9 protein-coding genes are annotated in these 17606 nt (G+C 69.7%); 8 read left to right on the top strand and 1 reads right to left on the bottom strand.

Annotation, left to right across the window (positions count from 1 at the left end; translation table 11 throughout):
• Positions 1–33 precede the first annotated feature (33 nt).
• The 3 genes from ACFVWG_RS18105 to ACFVWG_RS18115 are packed head-to-tail and all read left to right on the top strand — an operon-like array spanning position 34 to position 8207.
• Entirely contained in the window at positions 34–7425 is a 7392-nt protein-coding gene (locus ACFVWG_RS18105; protein ID WP_391544442.1) for a toxin glutamine deamidase domain-containing protein, read from the top strand.
• Positions 7419–7946 (top strand): hypothetical protein, encoded by a 528-nt coding sequence (locus tag ACFVWG_RS18110; RefSeq protein WP_391544443.1) that lies wholly within the window; start codon positions 7419–7421, stop codon positions 7944–7946. Before ACFVWG_RS18105 ends, ACFVWG_RS18110 begins: the two co-directional genes overlap by 7 nt.
• Positions 7947–8207 (top strand): hypothetical protein, encoded by a 261-nt coding sequence (locus ACFVWG_RS18115; RefSeq protein ID WP_391544444.1) that lies wholly within the window; start codon positions 7947–7949, stop codon positions 8205–8207.
• Here the strand turns inward: ACFVWG_RS18115 and ACFVWG_RS18120 are convergent, their stop codons facing one another.
• The gene (locus ACFVWG_RS18120; protein WP_391544445.1) at positions 8208–9089 is read right to left on the bottom strand and encodes a hypothetical protein; all 882 of its coding nucleotides are present in this window, start codon (positions 9087–9089) and stop codon (positions 8208–8210) included.
• Positions 9090–9259: 170 nt separating this feature from the next.
• Between ACFVWG_RS18120 and eccCa the strand changes: the two genes are divergently transcribed.
• From eccCa to ACFVWG_RS18145, 5 genes are read left to right on the top strand one after another with little or no spacing between them, the layout of a single operon-like run.
• Entirely contained in the window at positions 9260–13198 is a 3939-nt protein-coding gene (eccCa, locus tag ACFVWG_RS18125; protein ID WP_391544446.1) for a type VII secretion protein EccCa, read from the top strand.
• On the top strand, positions 13195–13584 hold the full coding sequence (locus ACFVWG_RS18130; protein ID WP_391544447.1) for a hypothetical protein: 390 nt from the start codon (positions 13195–13197) through the stop codon (positions 13582–13584). The genes eccCa and ACFVWG_RS18130 overlap by 4 nt, the downstream gene beginning before the upstream one ends.
• Before the next feature lies 1 nt (position 13585).
• The gene (locus ACFVWG_RS18135) at positions 13586–14635 is read left to right on the top strand and encodes a DUF6177 family protein (RefSeq protein ID WP_391544448.1); all 1050 of its coding nucleotides are present in this window, start codon (positions 13586–13588) and stop codon (positions 14633–14635) included.
• 19 nt (positions 14636–14654) lie between these two features.
• Positions 14655–15977 (top strand): EsaB/YukD family protein, encoded by a 1323-nt coding sequence (locus ACFVWG_RS18140; RefSeq protein ID WP_391544449.1) that lies wholly within the window; start codon positions 14655–14657, stop codon positions 15975–15977.
• Positions 15978–15989: 12 nt separating this feature from the next.
• Positions 15990–17549, top strand: coding sequence for a hypothetical protein (locus tag ACFVWG_RS18145; protein WP_391544450.1), 1560 nt, complete (start codon positions 15990–15992; stop codon positions 17547–17549).
• The last annotated feature ends 57 nt before the right edge of the window (positions 17550–17606 follow it).

Here is a 17606-nt window from a genome sequence, read left to right on the forward strand (position 1 = left end):
TCGACCCCACGTGTGACCGAGGACTGAGCTGACATGATCCAACCCGAAGGCATCCCGATCGCGGAGCTGGACAAAGTGGTCTCTGCCCTCGACCACAACGTGCCCGGGCTCGGCGGCCTCGGCCAGGGGTTCACCGACATCGGCAACAACGTCCACAACACCTTCCACCACCTCGGCGACCACTACCAGGCGCCCGAGCGCGAGGTGCTGATCAACTCGACGTGGCGGGTACAGAAGAACCTCACCGAGTTCGGCCCCAGCCTGCCGAAGATGTCGGTGCACCTGGAGCATCTGGCCGGCGAGGTCCGCGGCAAGCTCGGCTTCCTCAAGGGCATCCGCGACGAGGCCTACGAATGGCATCGCCGCAAGAACGGCAACCCGGAGTGGCAGAACGACCAGGACATGATCGACGACAACAACCGGATGGTTGAAGACGTCACCCGGGTCATGACCAAGGAGTTGCCGGAGCTCTGCTTCAACACCGCCAACGAGATCGTCAAGCTGCACGGCGGCAAGCCGTGGGACCCCAAGACCGGCGCCAAGGAAGGCGAGAAGGTCGAGGAGAAGAAGGACGACGGCGACCCGCCGCCGCCGGCCTGGGGTACGCCGGAGGAGCGGGACCGGCCGCTCTGGCAGGACATCGTGATGGCACCGATCGACTTCGTGGTCGGTGTCGCGACGGTGGTCGGCGAGACCGTCCAGGGCATCCTGACACTGATCCCGGTGCTGCCGCTGCTGAGCATGATCGGCCCCCTCAAGGACTGGGCGAAGAACACCCTGCACTGGGACATGCCGACCTGGGACGATGCGGGGAAGGCCTGGGTGGGCCTCGGCACCATGGTTGGGCAGATAGCCTCAGCGCCCTATCAGCTCGCGTGGTGGGGCTTCGACAAGCTCACCGGCCAGGACACCCGGCCCGAGTGGGTCAAGGAGTGGGGCGAGACCGGCCTCACCATGGGTGAAGGCATGCTCAAGGGCTTCGTCGCCTGGGACGAGTGGTCGAAGAACCCGGCCAAAGCGTTCGGTATGGCGCTCACCAATGTGGTCGCGACCGTGGCGAGTGGTGGTAGCGCGGGCGCGCTGAAGACGGCCGCGATGGCAGGCAAGTTCGGCGCCGCGAGTCTGGCGGTGTCAAAGGTCGCCGGTATCGCCGAGAAGCTGCAGGCTGCCCGGATCGCGATGCACGACGGGGCACTCGGCCTGGCGACGAAGATCCCGAAGGTCGGCGACGTCGTCAGCGGGCTCTCGAAGATCCCGATCGTCGGTGAGACGTTCAAGATGCAGGGCGTGCCGAAGGTCGACGTACCGTCGGTCGACACGCCGCACGTGGGCGACACCCCAGGCCACACCCCGGCCGGCACCCACACACCGTCGGTGGACACGCCGCACGTCGATACACCGCACCTGGACACACCATCGGTGCACACGCCGTCGGTGGATACGCCGCACGTGGATACGCCGTCGGCGCATACGCCGAGCGTCGATGCTCCGGCCGCTCACGCCGACCCGTCGGCCCCGGCAGCGCACCCGGACACTGTTCCCACGCACGCCGACCCGTCGGCACCTGCTCCCCACACGGACCCGGTCCCATCGACGCCGGCCGCTCACGCGGATCCGATGACGTCGACCCCGGGTTCACACGCCGATCCGGGCGCGCCTCAGACACCTACAACCCAGCCGAGCAGCCCGACCAGCACCCCGGGCTCCACGAACACGCCGACCCCGACTCACACGCCGGGCTCGACGAACACGCCTGGGTCCACGAACACGCCGACCCCGACCCACACACCGGCTTCCACGAACACGCCTGGGTCGACGAACACTCCGGGCTCTGTGAACACGCCTGGAACGCACACTCCGGCGGCGACACACACTCCTGCGGGGCAGACGACGCCGAAGCTGGACTCGCTCGACACCACGCCGGGCCACACGCCGAGCTCGACGCATACGCCGAGCATCCACACGCCCGACGTGCACACACCCGCGGGTACGCACACGCCGACGACGCCGGACGTGCCGCACACCCCCGCAGGCACGCACACGCCCGGGACCGGCACACCCAGCCCGACGCACACCCCGGATGCGCCGACGCAGACTCACACGCCAGACGCCCCGGCGGCGACCCACACACCGGACGCCCCGGCGGCGCGTGCTGGCGACCCTGTCGTCACACCACCGCCAGTGCAGGCCGGCATGCCCGGTCATGCGGGCACGGGTACACCGCACTCGCCGGACGCGCCCCGGACGCCGGGTGGCTCGCGTACTCCGGACGCACCCCGTACGCCGGATGCGCCGCGCACTCCCGACACTCCGCGCACGCCGGGCCGTACGCCGGATGCGGACGCCCCGCGCACACGTGGTGACTACGACCAGCCGGACGCGCCACGTCACGCAGACGGCGACCCGAACGCTCCCCGCCGTACGCCGGATGAGCCGAACGCACCGAAGCAGACGATCGGTGAGCGGCTCGACGGCAAGGAGCCCACGATCGGGCAGCGCCTGGAGCCCGACGGCCCCGTCCGTCCGACCCCGCGCCAGTCCATCGCCGACCGCTTGGACGGCAAGGAACCGACGATCGCCGAACGCCTCGACGGCGTCGAACCAGTCGGCTCCCGCACCCCGCATACGCCCGACAGCACGCATACGCCGGACGGCACTCACACCCCGGACGGCACCCGCACGCCCGATGGGACGCGGACGCCGGATGGCACTCGCACACCGGATGGCACTCGCACACCGGACGGCACTCGCACGCCTGATGGGACGCGTACGCCCGACAGCACTCGGACTCCTGATGGTGCGCGGACGCCGGACGGGCAGCCGGTGCGGCCTCGGGGCGAGGACCCGTTGTACCCGACGGGAGACCGGCGGCACGAGGGCCGGGAGGCGCCGGACTATCGCGATCCGTCGCGGACCGGCGAGACCGCCGGCCGGCCCGATCCGGACGGGAACCGGCCACCGTGGCACGACCGGGACAACCCGGAGCCGGAGCCGCACCTCGACCCGAACGACCCGAAGAACAAGCCGTTCGACCACGACCCGAACAACCCGCAGCAGACACCGACGCTGTGGGACCGCCGCGATCCGGCACACGACCCGGCCGCGGTACGGCGCGACCCGCAGCACCCCGACGGCGGGAACGATCCGCACTGGGACAACCCGCTGAACCGTCAGCGCGAGCTCGACGCGATGAAGCCGGACTACCTGCGCCCGGAACCGGGCAAGCCCCGGCCACTGATCGATTCCGACAAGTTCGTGCACACGGACCCGCGGGACCCCCGTCGTGGCGACCTGCGCGACTCGGTCGGCGACCCGCCACACCGCAACCCCGAGAACTGGGTCGACAAGATCAACCCGGACCACCAGCGCAGCCCGCAGTACCAGATGAACTGCGCGGAGGTTTCGCGCCGGGCCGCGGACATCCTCAACGGTGGTACGCCGGACCTCGCGGCCGGCCGGAAGATGGCCAACGGCGAGGACCCCGAGGGCACGCTCGAGTGGATGGACCTGGAGAACTTCCCGCCCGAGAACCAGATGCGGGCCGATCCGTCGCGTCCGGCGGAGGAGTTCACCAACGCTGCCTACAAGCGCCTGCACGACGCGCTGTCCGGCCGGACGCCGGGCACGCACGCGAACGTGTTCGTGACCTGGAAATCGCACATGCCCGGGATCCCCGGTGGTGGGCACGTGCTGAACGCGTTCGTGGACGAGGCGGGCAACGTCAAGTTCCTCGACGCGCAGCCGACCGGCGGGATGATCAAGGACGCCTTCCCGCCCGGGCACACCGGCCCGCACCCGGCGAACCCGTACGCCGGTGACATCACGTCGATCCAGTTCGCGATCCGCGAGCCGGGTGGTCGCTGGGAGGGTCCGCCCCGCCCGTCGAACATGCCGCCCGCGTCGCAGATGTCGTACCTGCGCCCGTCGACGTTCCGTGGCAACGAGGTCCCGGACCTCGCCGGCGTCAACACCCCGGACCTCCACCTCTCGCCGGCCGGCGCCCACGCGCCAGGCAGGTTCGGATCCGGCGGCGACACACCGAACACCGGCCAACCGTCCATCGCCGATCGTCTGGACGGTCTCGACCGCCCATCGACCGGCCGCCACGCCGCCGACGCACCCCACACCCCAGACGTGGACACGCCGACCGGCCACACGCCGGAGAGCCGGACGCCAGAAGCCGGTACGCCGGACACTCATGCGCCCGAAGGACACGCGCCGGACACGCATGCGCCCGACGGACGCACGCCGGACGCCGACGCACCGAACACCCAGTCGACGCCTGCCCACAACACCGACCAGCCGTCGATCGCCGACCGCCTCGACGGCCTAGACCGTCCGTCGCCCGGCCGCCACGCCACCGACGCACCTCACACCCCAGACACGCACACCCCAGACGGCCACGCGCCGGACGGCCACGCGCCGGACGGACGTACGCCTGACGAGCACACGGCCGACACGCACGCTCCGGAGACGCATGTGCCGGACGGACATGCGCCGGGGGCTCACACCCCGAGCGGACGTACGCCCGATGGCCACGCGCCTGACACGCACGCTCCGGACACGCACACGCCTGACGGACGTACGCCGGACACTCACGTGCCGGATGGACACGTGCCTGCAGGACATACGCCCGGCACGCATGTGCCGGAGGCTCACGCGCCTAGCGGGCATACGCCGGATACACACGCGCCGGATACGCACGCTCCTCAGGGGCGGGATCAGGCTGGGGCGCATCCGACGGCGGATGATGGTCCGTTCCGGGGGTCCGAGCTGGGTGAGGATGGGTTCCGGGCGTCGGACGCGGATGTTGCCGCGTTGCGTGCTGAAGGCGACATCCACCCGGGCAAGCTGGCGGAGATCCGGCAGCGGGGTCGTGAGCAGATGGGCGACCAGTTCGACGAGCTGTCGCCCACCGAGATCACGTCGCTCGAGCGGATGCTGATCGGTCACGACCACCAGGATGTGAACGACGCCTACCGCGCCGGCGACACGTCGGTGGAGCGGAAGCCGGTGGTTCGCGTCGCCGCGTCGACGTTGAAGAAGCTGCCCGACTTCCACGGTGAGATCCACCGCGGTATCAGCTTCCGTTCGGCGGACGACCTGGAGAAGTTCCTCAACCGGTACCAGCCGGGCCGTACGGCGACGGAGCCCGCGTTCACGCACTCCGCCAAGAAGCAGAACGGTGCGGACGACTTCAGCGGTGGCCAGTACGACGCCGGTCGCGTCGTACTGCACATCGACGCGCGGCACGGCAAGGACTTGTCGTTCATGCGTGATCCCGCGATCGGTATCGACGAGGTCATGCACGGACCGCACACGCCGTTCTACCCGACCAAGCTCGAGCTGGACCCGGAGACCGGCGTCTGGCATGTGCACGTCCGTGACCACGGTGGTCCGGTCGAGCTGCCGCCGGGCCATACGCCGGAGCCGATCGTGGTCGACCGGCCGCAGACGAACTCGTACTGGTCAGACCCAGCAACCCACCGGCAGACCCCGGCGAACGCTGGTCTGCCGCAGGAGCCATTCCGTCCCGACTACGGCCCGCCGCCGGGATACCCGGTCCATAACTCCGGTCCGTCGGCGCACCCGGACAACCAGTTCGGTCCGGGAGGTCAGCAGCCGGCCTACCGTCCGGAGCAGCAGCCGTACGGCCCTGGCGGTCAGCCGCAGCACCCGGCTCCCGACTACGGTCCGCCGCCGGGCTACGGTCCGCAGCACCCAGGCAACCAGTTCGGTCCGACCGGACACCACCCGGACCAGCACCCCGAAGGCCAGTACGGCCCCACGGGTGAGCCGGCCTGGGGCCCGAACCGGTCCCAGGAGTTCCCGCAGCAACCCCACAACCCGCAGCAGCCTGGCTATGACCCGCGGCAGCCGGACCCGTACAACCAGCCCGGTCAGCCGCACAACCCGCAGCAGCCGCAGCCGGGTTATGACCCGCGCAGACAGGATCCGTACAACCAGCCGGGTCAGCCGCATAACCCGCAGCAGCCTGGCTACGATCCGCGGAACCCGCAGCCTGGCTATGACCCGCGGCGGCAGGACCCGTACAACCAGCCTGGGCAGCCGCATGACCCGCGGCAGCCGGGTTATGACCCGCGCAGACAGGATCCGTACAGCCAGCCTGGGCAGCCGCACAACCAACCGCATAACCCGCAGCAGCCTGGCTACGATCCGCGGCAGCCGCACGATCCCCGGAACCCGCAGCCCGGCTATGACCCGCGGCGGCAGGATCCGTACAACCAGCCTGGGCAGCCGCACGACCCGCGCCAGCCGGATCCGTACAACCAGCCGGGACGTCCGGGTGAGCCTGGCTTTGGGCCGCGTGGGCCGGAGCAGTTCCCGCAGCACCCGGGGCAACGGCCGGGGGAGCCGGGCTATGACCCGCGCAACCCGCAGCCCGGTTATGACCCGCGACAGCCGCACGATCCGCGGCAGCCGCAGCCGGGGTATGACCCGCGCCAGCCGGACCCGTACAACCAGCCCGGGCAGCCGCATAACCCGCAGCAGCCTGGCTACGACCCACGCAACCCGCAGCGCGGGTACGACCCGCGGCAGCCGCAGCCTGGCTACGGTCCGCAGGCACGCAACACCCCCGACAACCCCTCGTACGGCGGCCAGCCACACAACCAACCGTCGTACGGCGGACAACCACCGCACGGCGACCAGCCGTCGTACGGCGGTCAACCGCACCACGGCGACCAGCCGTCGTACGGGGGACAGCCGCCGCATGGGGAGCATGTGCCTGAGGCGGCGCCGGACACTGTGGTGGGGCCGGGCACAGGGGCGAACTCGGCGTATCCCGTGCGGTCGCCGAAGGTGAACGAGTTCGTCTCGAACGAGGACCCGCACCTGGAGCCGCTGTACCGGCGGATCCGGGAGGCGACCGACGACGTGCCGAAGGTCGCGGACGAGCTCGACCTGCACGACTTCGACGACGCGAAGCTCGCGGAGATCGAGGAAGTCGTCGATGTCGCGAAGCGGAACATGTTCGTGAACAAGCACGACGTCGCGGTCGGGCCGGGTGACATCCGGCGCGGCAACTTCTCCCCGCTCGACGGTGTCGGCGAGATGTGGAAGAAGGCGATGGACGGGCGGCCGCTGGACCGCTTCGAGCGCAGCTACCTGCGGTCGATCGTCGCCCACGAGTACGTGGAAGCGAAGTTGCTCGAACTGGGACAGCCGTACAAGCTGGCCGATCCGAAGATGTGGGACGCGGACGGGGTGTACCAGGGCGGGACCCGGCCGGGGCCGCACGAGCTGGCGCCGTCGGCCGGTGAAGGCGGGGAGATCGATCTGCTGAACAGCTGGGACCAGTACGGTCTGACCTCGCCGATTCCGCGGCCGTTCAAGTCTGGGACCATGTCGAAGGCCGATCTGGATGCGATCGTGCAGGCTGCGAAGGAGCAAATGGGATGGTGACCGACACGGCCGCCGCGGAGGCGATGGTCGAACGGCTGCTCGCCGTGAAGTGGGACGGCGACCTGGCGTTCGCGCGCCGGCAGTCGCGGGCCAGGTTGGCCCGGGAGTTCCTTCGGCGTACGGCGGAGTGGGCGGCGACCCTCGGTGCCGAGCAGGGCTGGCCGGTCAGCGATCTGGCCGGCGCCTTGGACCCTGCGCTCACAGTCGACCCGGAGCTGCTCAACCGGCTCGCACCGGACGACATGTCCACCGACCCGCGTCCGGTGCCGCCGGCTCTGGGCGCGGCGATCGTGCGCTGGGCAGCACTCGGTGATCTGCCTCGGCAGCGTTTCCCGCAACTAGAGGATCCGTACGAGCCGATCCTCGAGATGTTCGCTCGCGGTGGCGCGTTCAAGCGCGCTCCCGGCGAGCTGGACCTAGGCTTCATCTCCATCCAGGTGCGGACGGTCGCCGATCGCGCTGCTCTGGAGCCGTTGCCGATTGATGCGGCTTCGCTGGACGCGCTGGATCAGGAGAGCTGAGTGTCGGGTACCTATGGAACTCAGGTCATCGAGTCCGTCGCGGTACGGCGGCGGCGGTTGCGCGAGGCTTGGTTGTTCGGGGCCGAGCGGGCCAAGAACACGCTGAACGAGCAGACCGGCAGAATCCTCGCCAGCGTGATGATCGCGGCGCTGGCGTGCGCGGGCTGTGCGGGTGTGGCGTACTTCAAATCCGCGCAGGCCAAGGAAAACCAGCAGCAGCAGACCCCGAGCGGGCCGGTCAATCCCTCACCGACGAAGTAGCTACCGCCCGAACAGGTGGCGGAACCACGTCCGCCGCGGCTGCGGCTTGAGCGCAGCCGGCAGTACGGCGGCTGGGGGAGTGGCCAGCGTCACCGGGACCTGCACCATGAGGTCGCCCTGCAGCCAGAACACGTCCGGCGAGCACTGGTCGGGCGCGCCGCGGTAGCTGTCCGCCACCCAGGCGGCCAACGCGTCGGCGCGCGCCTGACCTGCGTCGGCCGGGCAGTACGCCACTGTGCTCAACCGCGGTACGCCGATCAGCACGCCGGCGCCGATCGATGCCTGAGGCAACAGGTTCTCCCGGTCCACGACCGCCATCGACACCAGCGGATCGCCGTCCCGCCGCAGTACCGAGATCCCATTTTGTTCTGCGGGTACGAGGTCCGCGATCTCCTGCAGGCTCAACTGCACCGGCGACGGTACGTCGGGATCTCCCAGCCCGAGCATGGATCGCCGGACGACGGTGAGCCGCCGCAGCTCGGTGCCGGTCTTGATGAACACGACGACCTCGAAGTGGTCACCGAACGGAATCAACGCATCCGCGACCGGTCCTGCGGTCCGGGCCGACCAGCCGCGCTGGACGAGCAAAGCACGCTGGCGCTCGGCAACATCGCCGTACCGGTGTTCGTCGGTGGCGAGCTCACCCTCCGCGACGACGGCGCGCAGCCAGGCCTCGATCTGCTCGGCCCAGCGTGCCTGTGGTAGCTGTAGGCAACGATCGACGATCTCGCCGACGCTCACGACGGCAGACATCTGTAGTGCACCACGGCCCCAGCCGACCTCGACGGTGCGTTCGGCGGAGTCCACGACGCAGCCCGGCAGCCAGATCGGCGCGAGCTCCGCGATCACATCCACGACCGCGGAATCGTCTGTCCCTGTCATCGGTTGACCTCACCCACCACTACAGTGTCTCGCACGTCCGTCGGTAAGAAGTAAGAAGTCCCCCCGCGCACACTGCGCGGCACGCCCAGCGGAGGAATACCTTAGTGGCAAGCCGGATCGTGCACCGCCCGGCGCGGCGTACACCTCCACCCGGGGTCCAGCAGCAACGTGTGATCGAGACCGCACCGAGCCTCGGCGGAGGTGGCGGCGGTGGTGGCAACGCGATGCAGATGCTGCTGCCGATGGTGGGCAGTGTCGGATCCGTCGCGATGATGACGATGGGCCGGTCCGGGCCGATGGTGATGGTCGGTGTCGGCCTGCTCGGCCTGACGCTGGTCGGTTCGATCGGCGGCATGCTGACCTCGCGCGGTAAGGGTGGCAAGGACCGCAAGAACCAGCGGACCCGCTACCTGGACTACCTGGAGCGGATGCGCGACGACTTCTCCAAGGAGGAGCGCAAGCAGCGCACCCAGGCCCTCGAGCTGAACCCGCCGCCGGATGCGCTGCTCGACTGCGTGGCCGATGTCACCCGCCTGTGGGAGCGCCGCCGTACCGACAGCGACTTCCTGCAGCCGCGCTGCGGCAGTGGCCGGGTTCCCGTCGTACCGGCGTCGGTCGGTCAGGGCGGCTCGGCGATGGAGCCGCCGGACCCGTTCATGATGGCCGAGGCGAACGCGCTGGTACGGCGCTTCACCGAGATGCCCGACATGCCGCTGACCGTCCCGCTGGACCACGTCGGCAACGTCAGCATCGTGGGCGACCGCGACGGCGTCGTACGGGTTGCTCGTTCCCTGCTCGTGCAGACCTCGGTCTTCCACGCGCCGGAGGACGTGACGATCGCTGCCGCGTTCCCGCAGCGCGCGCTCCCGGACTGGCAGTGGATGAGCTGGCTGCCGCATGTGCAGGACCCCGACCGCAAGCAGGGCCCGATGCCGTTCCGGCGGATCGCCGAGACGCCGTACGAGCTCTCGCAGTTGCTGTCCGGTGACCTGAGCGAGCGGGTGCAGTGGGCGACCGAGTCGCGCCGTGGCTCCGTGAACTTCGACGACCGCCGCCGCCTGACCCGCCGTCTGCTCGTGCTTCATGACACGTACGGCGAGAACGCGGCCGAGCTCCGTCCGGGCGCCGACGACCAGCTCGTCCCGGGTGAGCTCGGGGTCACTGTGCTGCACCTGGTCGCGGACCGCCGGCAGGAGCCGAGCTCGGTGACCATGCGGATCAGCGTGTACGGCGATGAGGTCCGGATCGAGGACCTGCGTGGGGCGTACCCGATGGTGGCCAGCGGTCGGGTCGACCGGATGGAGGCCGCGATCGCGGAGAGCATCGCGCGGGAGATGGCTCCGCTGCGACTGTCCGCTGAGTCCCTGGACGAGGACGGGTCGCACGACGACGTCGACTTCATGGGCCTGATCGGCATCTCCGACATCGGTCAGCTGGACTTCAAGCAGCTGTGGCAGCAGCGTTCCGACCGGGCGTTCCTGCGGGTCCCACTCGGCGTGGACGACAGCGGCGCCGTCGTACAGGTCGACCTGAAGGAGTCCGCGCAGCTCGGTATGGGTCCGCACGGTCTCTGCGTCGGTGCGACCGGCTCGGGTAAGTCCGAGGTACTGCGGACCATGGTGATGGCGCTGATGGCCACCCACAGTCCTGAGGACCTGTCGTTCGTGCTGGTCGACTTCAAGGGTGGTGCGTCGTTCGCACCGTTCGAGCGCGTCCCGCACGTGTCCGGCATCATCACCAACCTGCGTGACGACGCCAGCCTGATCGAGCGCGCCTACAAGAGCCTCGAAGGTGAGGTGCAGCGTCGCCAGCAGGTGCTGAAGGACGCGGGCAACATCGCCAACATCACCGACTACCGGCTGCACCGCCGGCAGAAGCCGGAGATGGCGCCGCTGCCGCACCTGTTCGTGATCATCGACGAGTTCGGTGAGTTGCTGAACGAGCGGCCGGACTTCATCGACCTGTTCCTCTCGATCGGCCGCATCGGCCGTTCGATCGGGGTCCACCTGCTGTTGTCCAGCCAGCGGGTCGAATCCGGCAAGCTGCGCGGTCTGGAGACCTACCTGTCGTACCGGCTCGGTCTGCGCACGTTCTCCGAGGAGGAGAGCCGGACCGTGCTGGACACCACCGACGCGTTCCACCTGCCGCCGCTGCCGGGCTTCGGGTTCCTGAAGGTGGACACCAGCGTCTATCAGCGGTTCCGCGCGGCCTACGTGTCTGGTGCGTACCGTCCGCCGAACGATGTGGTCATCGAGGACGAGGGCGCCGAGGCACGGCCGATCCCGATCCCGACCTACCAGCAGACCGACGCCGAGCTCGAGGCAGCCAAGCCGGTCGCCGACAACGCCACGGAGCGTACGACGGGTCCGACCGAACTGAACGTGTTCGTCGACCAGGTACGGCGTGCTGCCGACCAGGTGCTGAAGATCTGGCTGCCGCCACTTCCGACGGCGTGCACGCTGGATGCACTGGGCGGCCGGGCCGACTTCGTCGACGGACGCGGTCTGCAGCTGGCCGTCCGCGTGCCGCCGATGCAGCCGCCGGTCGGTGTGATCGACGACCCGGCCAACCAGCGCCAGGAGGTCTTCCGCCTCGACCTGACCCGGGCCGGCGGGCACGCCGCCATCGTGGGCGGTCCGCAGTCCGGCAAGACCACCGCGCTGCGGACCATCGTCACCTCGCTGGCCCACACGCACACGCCGCTCGAGGTCGCGATCTACGCACTCGACCTGGCCGGTGGCGGTATGCAGGCGCTGTCCGAGCTGCCGCACGTCGGTGGGATCGCGCTACGCACCGACCGCGAGCGGATCCGGCGGACGGTCGAGGAGATCCGCGGGATGATCGACCAGCGGGAGCGGGTGTTCCGCAATCATGCGATCGACACCATGGAGGCGCTGCGCCAGGAGCACGCGGCCGGCCAGATCCCCGAGCTGCCGGCGGCGGACGTCGTACTGGTGATCGACAACTTCGGCGCGATCCGGACCACGTTCGACGAGCTCGACGAGCCGATCACCGACATCCTGCAGCGGGGCAGCAGCTACGGCGTGCACGTGGTGACGTCCATGATGCGCTGGAACGACGTCCGGATGCAGAACCAGGCGATGTTCGGCACGATGCTCGAACTGCGGCTCAACGACCCGACCGACTCCAACATCGACCGGCGGCTGCAGGAGGTCCTGCGCAAGGCCGGTCCGGGCCGGATGCTGGTCCCGGGCGGCAAGCTCTACGGCCAGTTCGCACTGCCGCGGGTCGACGGCGTCGCCCGCGACGAGAACCTGGCCGGGATCCTCGAGGCCCAGGCGCTGACGGTGCGGTCCACCTGGCAGGGCCCGCGCGCTCCGCAGGTCCGGATCCTGCCGCTGCAGCTGCCGCGCAACCAGGTCGGCGACGACATCCGGCAGCCGGCCGTCGTACCGATCGGTGTGGACGAGCGCGGACTGGCGCCGGTCTATCTGGACCTCGCCGGGCGTGACACCAACCTGGTCGTGTTCGGGGACAGCGGTTCCGGCAAGACGAACATCGTCCGGCTCGTTGTTCAGCAGTTGATCGACCAGCACACGTCCGACCAGCTGGTGTTCGCCGTACTGGACCCACGACGCGGTCTGCGCGAGTTCGTCCCGGAGGCCTACACCGGCGGCTACGCGCCGACTGGTCGGGTCGCGGCCGGGCTCGCCGCCGGAGTCTCGCAGGAGCTGGCCAAGCGGATGCCGGACGACACCGGCGCGATCCCGGAAGAGGGCCAGGGCGGCCCGCGGATCGTCGTACTGGCTGACGACTACGACCTGCTGACGTCGGGCGGCCAGTCGCCGCTGGATCCGTTCCTGCCGTTCATCGCGTCCGGCCGGGACATCAAGCTGCACTTCATCGTGACCCGGCGTGCCGCGGGTGCGTCCCGGCAGGTCTACGAGCCGTTCCTGTCCGCGGTGATGGAGTCCGGAGCAGCCGGTCTGGTGCTGTCCGGCGACCGCAGCGAGGGCCAGCTCTTCACCGGTGCTTACCCGGGCGACTACCCGCCCGGCCGTGGATTGTTCGTACGACGAGGCGACGGACCGGAGCTGGTCCAGACGGCGCTGGCCGACCCGGCTCAGAGCAGTGGAGGAACGACATGACCTACGACCTGGTGGCGCTCGTCGACGGGCGGCCGTCGAGTGACGACATCCTGGCCGGCCTGTCCGCCGCGGGGAACGACCTCGGCGTCATCGCGGTCAGCGACGGCGCCGTGGTCCAGCTGTGCGCCCCGGACAACGAGCCGCTGGTGTCGATCGAGCTGCCGATCCTGATCCAGGTGCCCGGCGAGGTCGAGCGGATGCTCGGCCCGACGGTCGGCGTGGTGGACACACCCGCCTGGTGGGTGGAGATCCGCGCGACCGCCCAGGAGGGCGCCCGCGAGATCGCGGAGAAGTACGCGCACACCCTGATCGAACGGCTGGGCGGCAAGGTCTGGACGGCGGCGGGGATCCGCACACTCGAGGACGCCAACGAGGGGACCGACTGAGATGCCCAACGAACTGATCTTCAGCCCGGGCGTCGACCTGATCACCGAGAAGGTCGCCGTCGTCATGCAGGACCGCCCGGTGATCGGGATGTCGGCCTGGCTGAGCGACGCGCTGACCTCGGCGAAGATGGCCGGTCGCGACCTGCAGCTGGTCACCCCCAAGACCACCGCGCTGACCTATCCGGTCCGGACGAGCATCTTCAAGGGCCTCTACTCCAAGTGGGTCGTCACCGACGACGACGGCGAGTACTTCGATGGCCTGAACGGTGTCCGGCTGAAGTGGAACGGCGAGATGTTCATCGCCCGCGCCGCCGCGAAGGACGGTCAGGCGACCTCGGACCTGCACCCGGACTACGTGGTCAAGGAAGACCCGTTCGGTCAGCTCCAGTTCACCGTGCGGGTCCGGCACCGGGCGGTCGAGAGCCTGGTGATCGGCAAGATGGCCGAGCGGTTGTTCACCGCGGCGAGCGGGAGCGGCCCGGCCGGCTGGTCGACGTCTGAGCCCGTCACGCAGCCGTGGAGCCCGGAGGCCCTGACCGAATACTGCCGCGACCGCGCGCCGGAGCCGACCTGGCTGATCCTCGCCGGGCAGCCGGGCAAGGAGTTCAAGCCGGCGGTCGGCACCCTGGAGGTCCGCCGGACCATGTCCGGCGTGGACGAGACCGTGACGCTCGCGGTCACCCAGCCGGGGCTGGATTTCCCGAACGTGAACCTGGTCGGGGAGTGGATCGACGAGATCGCCGACAACTTCGAGCTGATCTCGGCGATGGTGATGGGCTCGTACGGCACGGCCGCGGGCACCTACCTGCCGCGGTTCGTCGGGATGGCCTGCCCGATCGGGGTCGGCGCCGGCAACGAGGCGGTCCGGTCCTCCAGCGTCGCGGAGATGGTGAAGGTCCCGGGGATCTCCCGGGCAATGGCGATCGGCCCGGCGCACACTCCCGCGATCTGGTACCCGATCGGCGACGGTCGTGAGCCGCGCGACTGGGAGACCTACGCCACGCTGATGAAGAAGCTGATCCCGGCCGACGCCTTGGCCGGTAAGCAGTGATGCAAAGGAGCTTCGAAAGATGAGCACGTACAGCCGGGTGACGGTGATCGGTCAGCGCCGTCGGCTGGATGCGGTACTGCCGGCGGACGAGCCACTCGGCGTCCTGCTGCCGGACCTGCTCCGGATGCTCGACGAGCCGCTGCAGCAGTCGCCGCAACGGCGGTTCCTGACCACGGCGACCGGGATCCTGGTGCCGCCGGAGGGGACGCTCGCGTCCGCGCAGATCATCGACGGTGCGGTCCTGCGCCTCGCGGCCGAGGGCGAGTTGCCGCCGCCCCCGACCGTGTACGACGTGACCGAGGAAGCCGTCGAAGACCTCAAACGACGCGGTACGACGTTCAAGCCTGCGCACCGGCGGATCCTCGCCGGGACCGGGCTGGTGTTCTCGCTCACTGCCGGGGCGATCTCGCTACTGGTCGCGGCGCCGAACCCGATCGCAGCCGCGGCGCTGCTGGTGCTGGGCGCCATTTGTGCGTTCGTCGGTATCGCGCTCGGGCGCGCGGGCAACAAGGTGATCGCGATCCCGCTGGTCATCGTGGCGACGGTGCTCCTAGCGGTGTCGGTCGGCTTCTGGGTGCTGGATGCGGGCGCGGATCTCGGTCTGACAGTGACGGTCGGCGCCTTGTGTCTGGCGCTGGGTCCGCTGTTCTTCTCGGCTGCTGGGCTGGCCGGTGGTGGCATGGTGGCCGGTGCGACGTCGGTGCTGTTCGTCGTGGTCTGGATGGTCGGCGTTGGTACCGGACTGGCTGCAGACCGGGTCGGTGCGCTCGCTGCGCTGCTGGCGGTGCTGCTGCTGGGTCTGCTGCCACGCATGGCGCTGGCGCTGTCCGGACTGGCCAGCCTGGACGACAAGCGAGCGTCTGGTCAGGAGATCATGCGCGGTGACGTGCAGAGCGCTCTGAACGCGGCTCACCTCGGTCTGGCGCTGGCGACGGTTCCGATCGCGGTGTCGTCGGGTGTGGCCGGCATCATGCTGCTGAAGGCAGGCGGTCCGTGGGCGGTCGCGCTGGCACTCGTCCTGGCGTTCCTGCTGGCCTCGCGGTCCCGGCTGTACCCGCTGGTGCAGGAGGTCGCCGTACTGTTCGCGGCGGCGTTCACCGTCGTGTCCGGGTGCGTGCTGATCGCCGCAGTGAACGGTCAGGGCGGTGCATTCATCGCACTGGGCCTGCTGGTGCTGGTCGCGCTGTTCTGTGCCTTCGGTCTCGGTTTCGCACCGGCGGAGCATGTCCGTGCGCGGCTGACGCAGCTGCTCGACTATCTTGAGGTTGGCGCGATCATCGTGACGGTCCCGCTGGCGCTGGGAGTCTTCGGCGTCTACTCCAACCTGCTGCACGCATTCTGACGACCGGATGGAATGACTGAATCTGACTGGCAGAGTGACATGCTGCGCCGGATGTCGGCGGAGCAGTCACCGGCCGAAGAGCCGTCCCGTACCGACCCTCCGCCACCGGCCGACCAGCCGGTAGCGGAGGAGCCGCCAGCTCCGCCTGCCCCTGCTCCCGAGCAGCCGCCTGCACCGGAGTACCAGCAGCAGGCTCCGCCGCCGTACGACCAGGCGCAGTACCAGCAGGCGCCGTACCAGCAGCAGCCCTATCCGCAGCCGGGGTACGAGCAGTACCCACCCGCCCAGCAGCCGCCGCCGTACCCGCCGCAGCAGCAACAGCCCTATCCGCCTGCCCAGCAGCCGCCGTACCCGCCCCAGCCCTATCCGCCTCAGCAGTACCCGGAGCAGCCGTACCCGCAGCAGGGCTACCCGCCGCCCCCGCCGCCCCCTCCGCCGCCGCAGTACCAGCAGCCGCCGCAGTACGGACAGGCGCCGCCAGTCGAGCCGCCCCCGTACGCCGTGCCCCAATATCCGCCGCAGCAGCCGTACCCGCCGGCTCAGTACCCGGCCGAGCAGTATCCGCCAGCCCAGTACCAGCAACCGCAGTACCCGCCGCAGCAGTACCCGGATCCGCAGCAGCCCTACGTGGACCCGCAGTACCAGCAGCAGCCCCCGCCGTACCACCAGCAGCACCCCGGGCAGACGCCGTACCAGGAAGCAACACCACCGCTACCCAACGCCGGCTGGGGACCACCGCCGACGCCACAGTCGGACCAGATCGGTACGCCGATGCCAGGCGAGGGCGACTCGGTGTTCCGGCGCTTCCGCCGGTTCGCCTCCGAAGCGGCGTACCTGGTTGGTGCCTCCGGCCGGATCCAGCGCGACGTGGACAACATCGCCACCATCCGCCGCCCTATCGCGATCATGCGCCGGGTCGGAGTCCTCAGCCCGGTGACGAACGCCGGTACGTCGACTGTCAGCGCCCTGCTCGCGATGATGCTCGCGAGCCAGCGGTCGGATCGAGTCGTGGCCATCGACGCGGACCCGGGTGGTGCCGAGCTGTCCCGCCGCCTCGAGCTCACCGTCGGCGCCGGCCCGATCGAACCCGTCAGCCTGGTCCGGAGCGAGGGCAACGCGGACGCGGTCCGCAGGTCACTCGCCGAGGCGCAGGGCCAGGGAGCCCGTGACGTCGGGCTGGCTGTGGTCGACTGCCCGGGCAGCATGTACGACGAGGTCAGCATGGAGATGGCGTCATCGGCGCACTGCATCGTGCTGGTCGTCCCGTCCGTGGAGCACGTCGCGAACTACTGCCTGCAGCAGCTCGACCAGCTGACCCCGGACGGCCAGAACGTGCTCCTGACCCGCGGAGTCGTGGTGATCACGATGGTCCAGCGGGCTGAGCCGAGCACTGTCGACTGGCTGGTCGAGGCGTTCCGGCAGCGCGGTCTCGAACCGCTCGTGCTGCCGCACGACGCGCACCTCGCCCAGGCCTGGCCGGTGCATGCCGAAGAGGTGCAGGACGAGACCCGCCGCGCCGTACTGGATCTGTCCGCCCGAGTCGTCCAAACCGTGACTGGCGCGGCCGGTTAACCCCCAAAAGTCTCAAACGGCGGTTCAATCGAGCAAGGGATTGAACCGTTCGGGCCG

The sequence above is a fragment of the Kribbella sp. NPDC058245 genome, assembly GCF_042882005.1.
In the GTDB taxonomy this organism is placed as follows: domain Bacteria; phylum Actinomycetota; class Actinomycetes; order Propionibacteriales; family Kribbellaceae; genus Kribbella.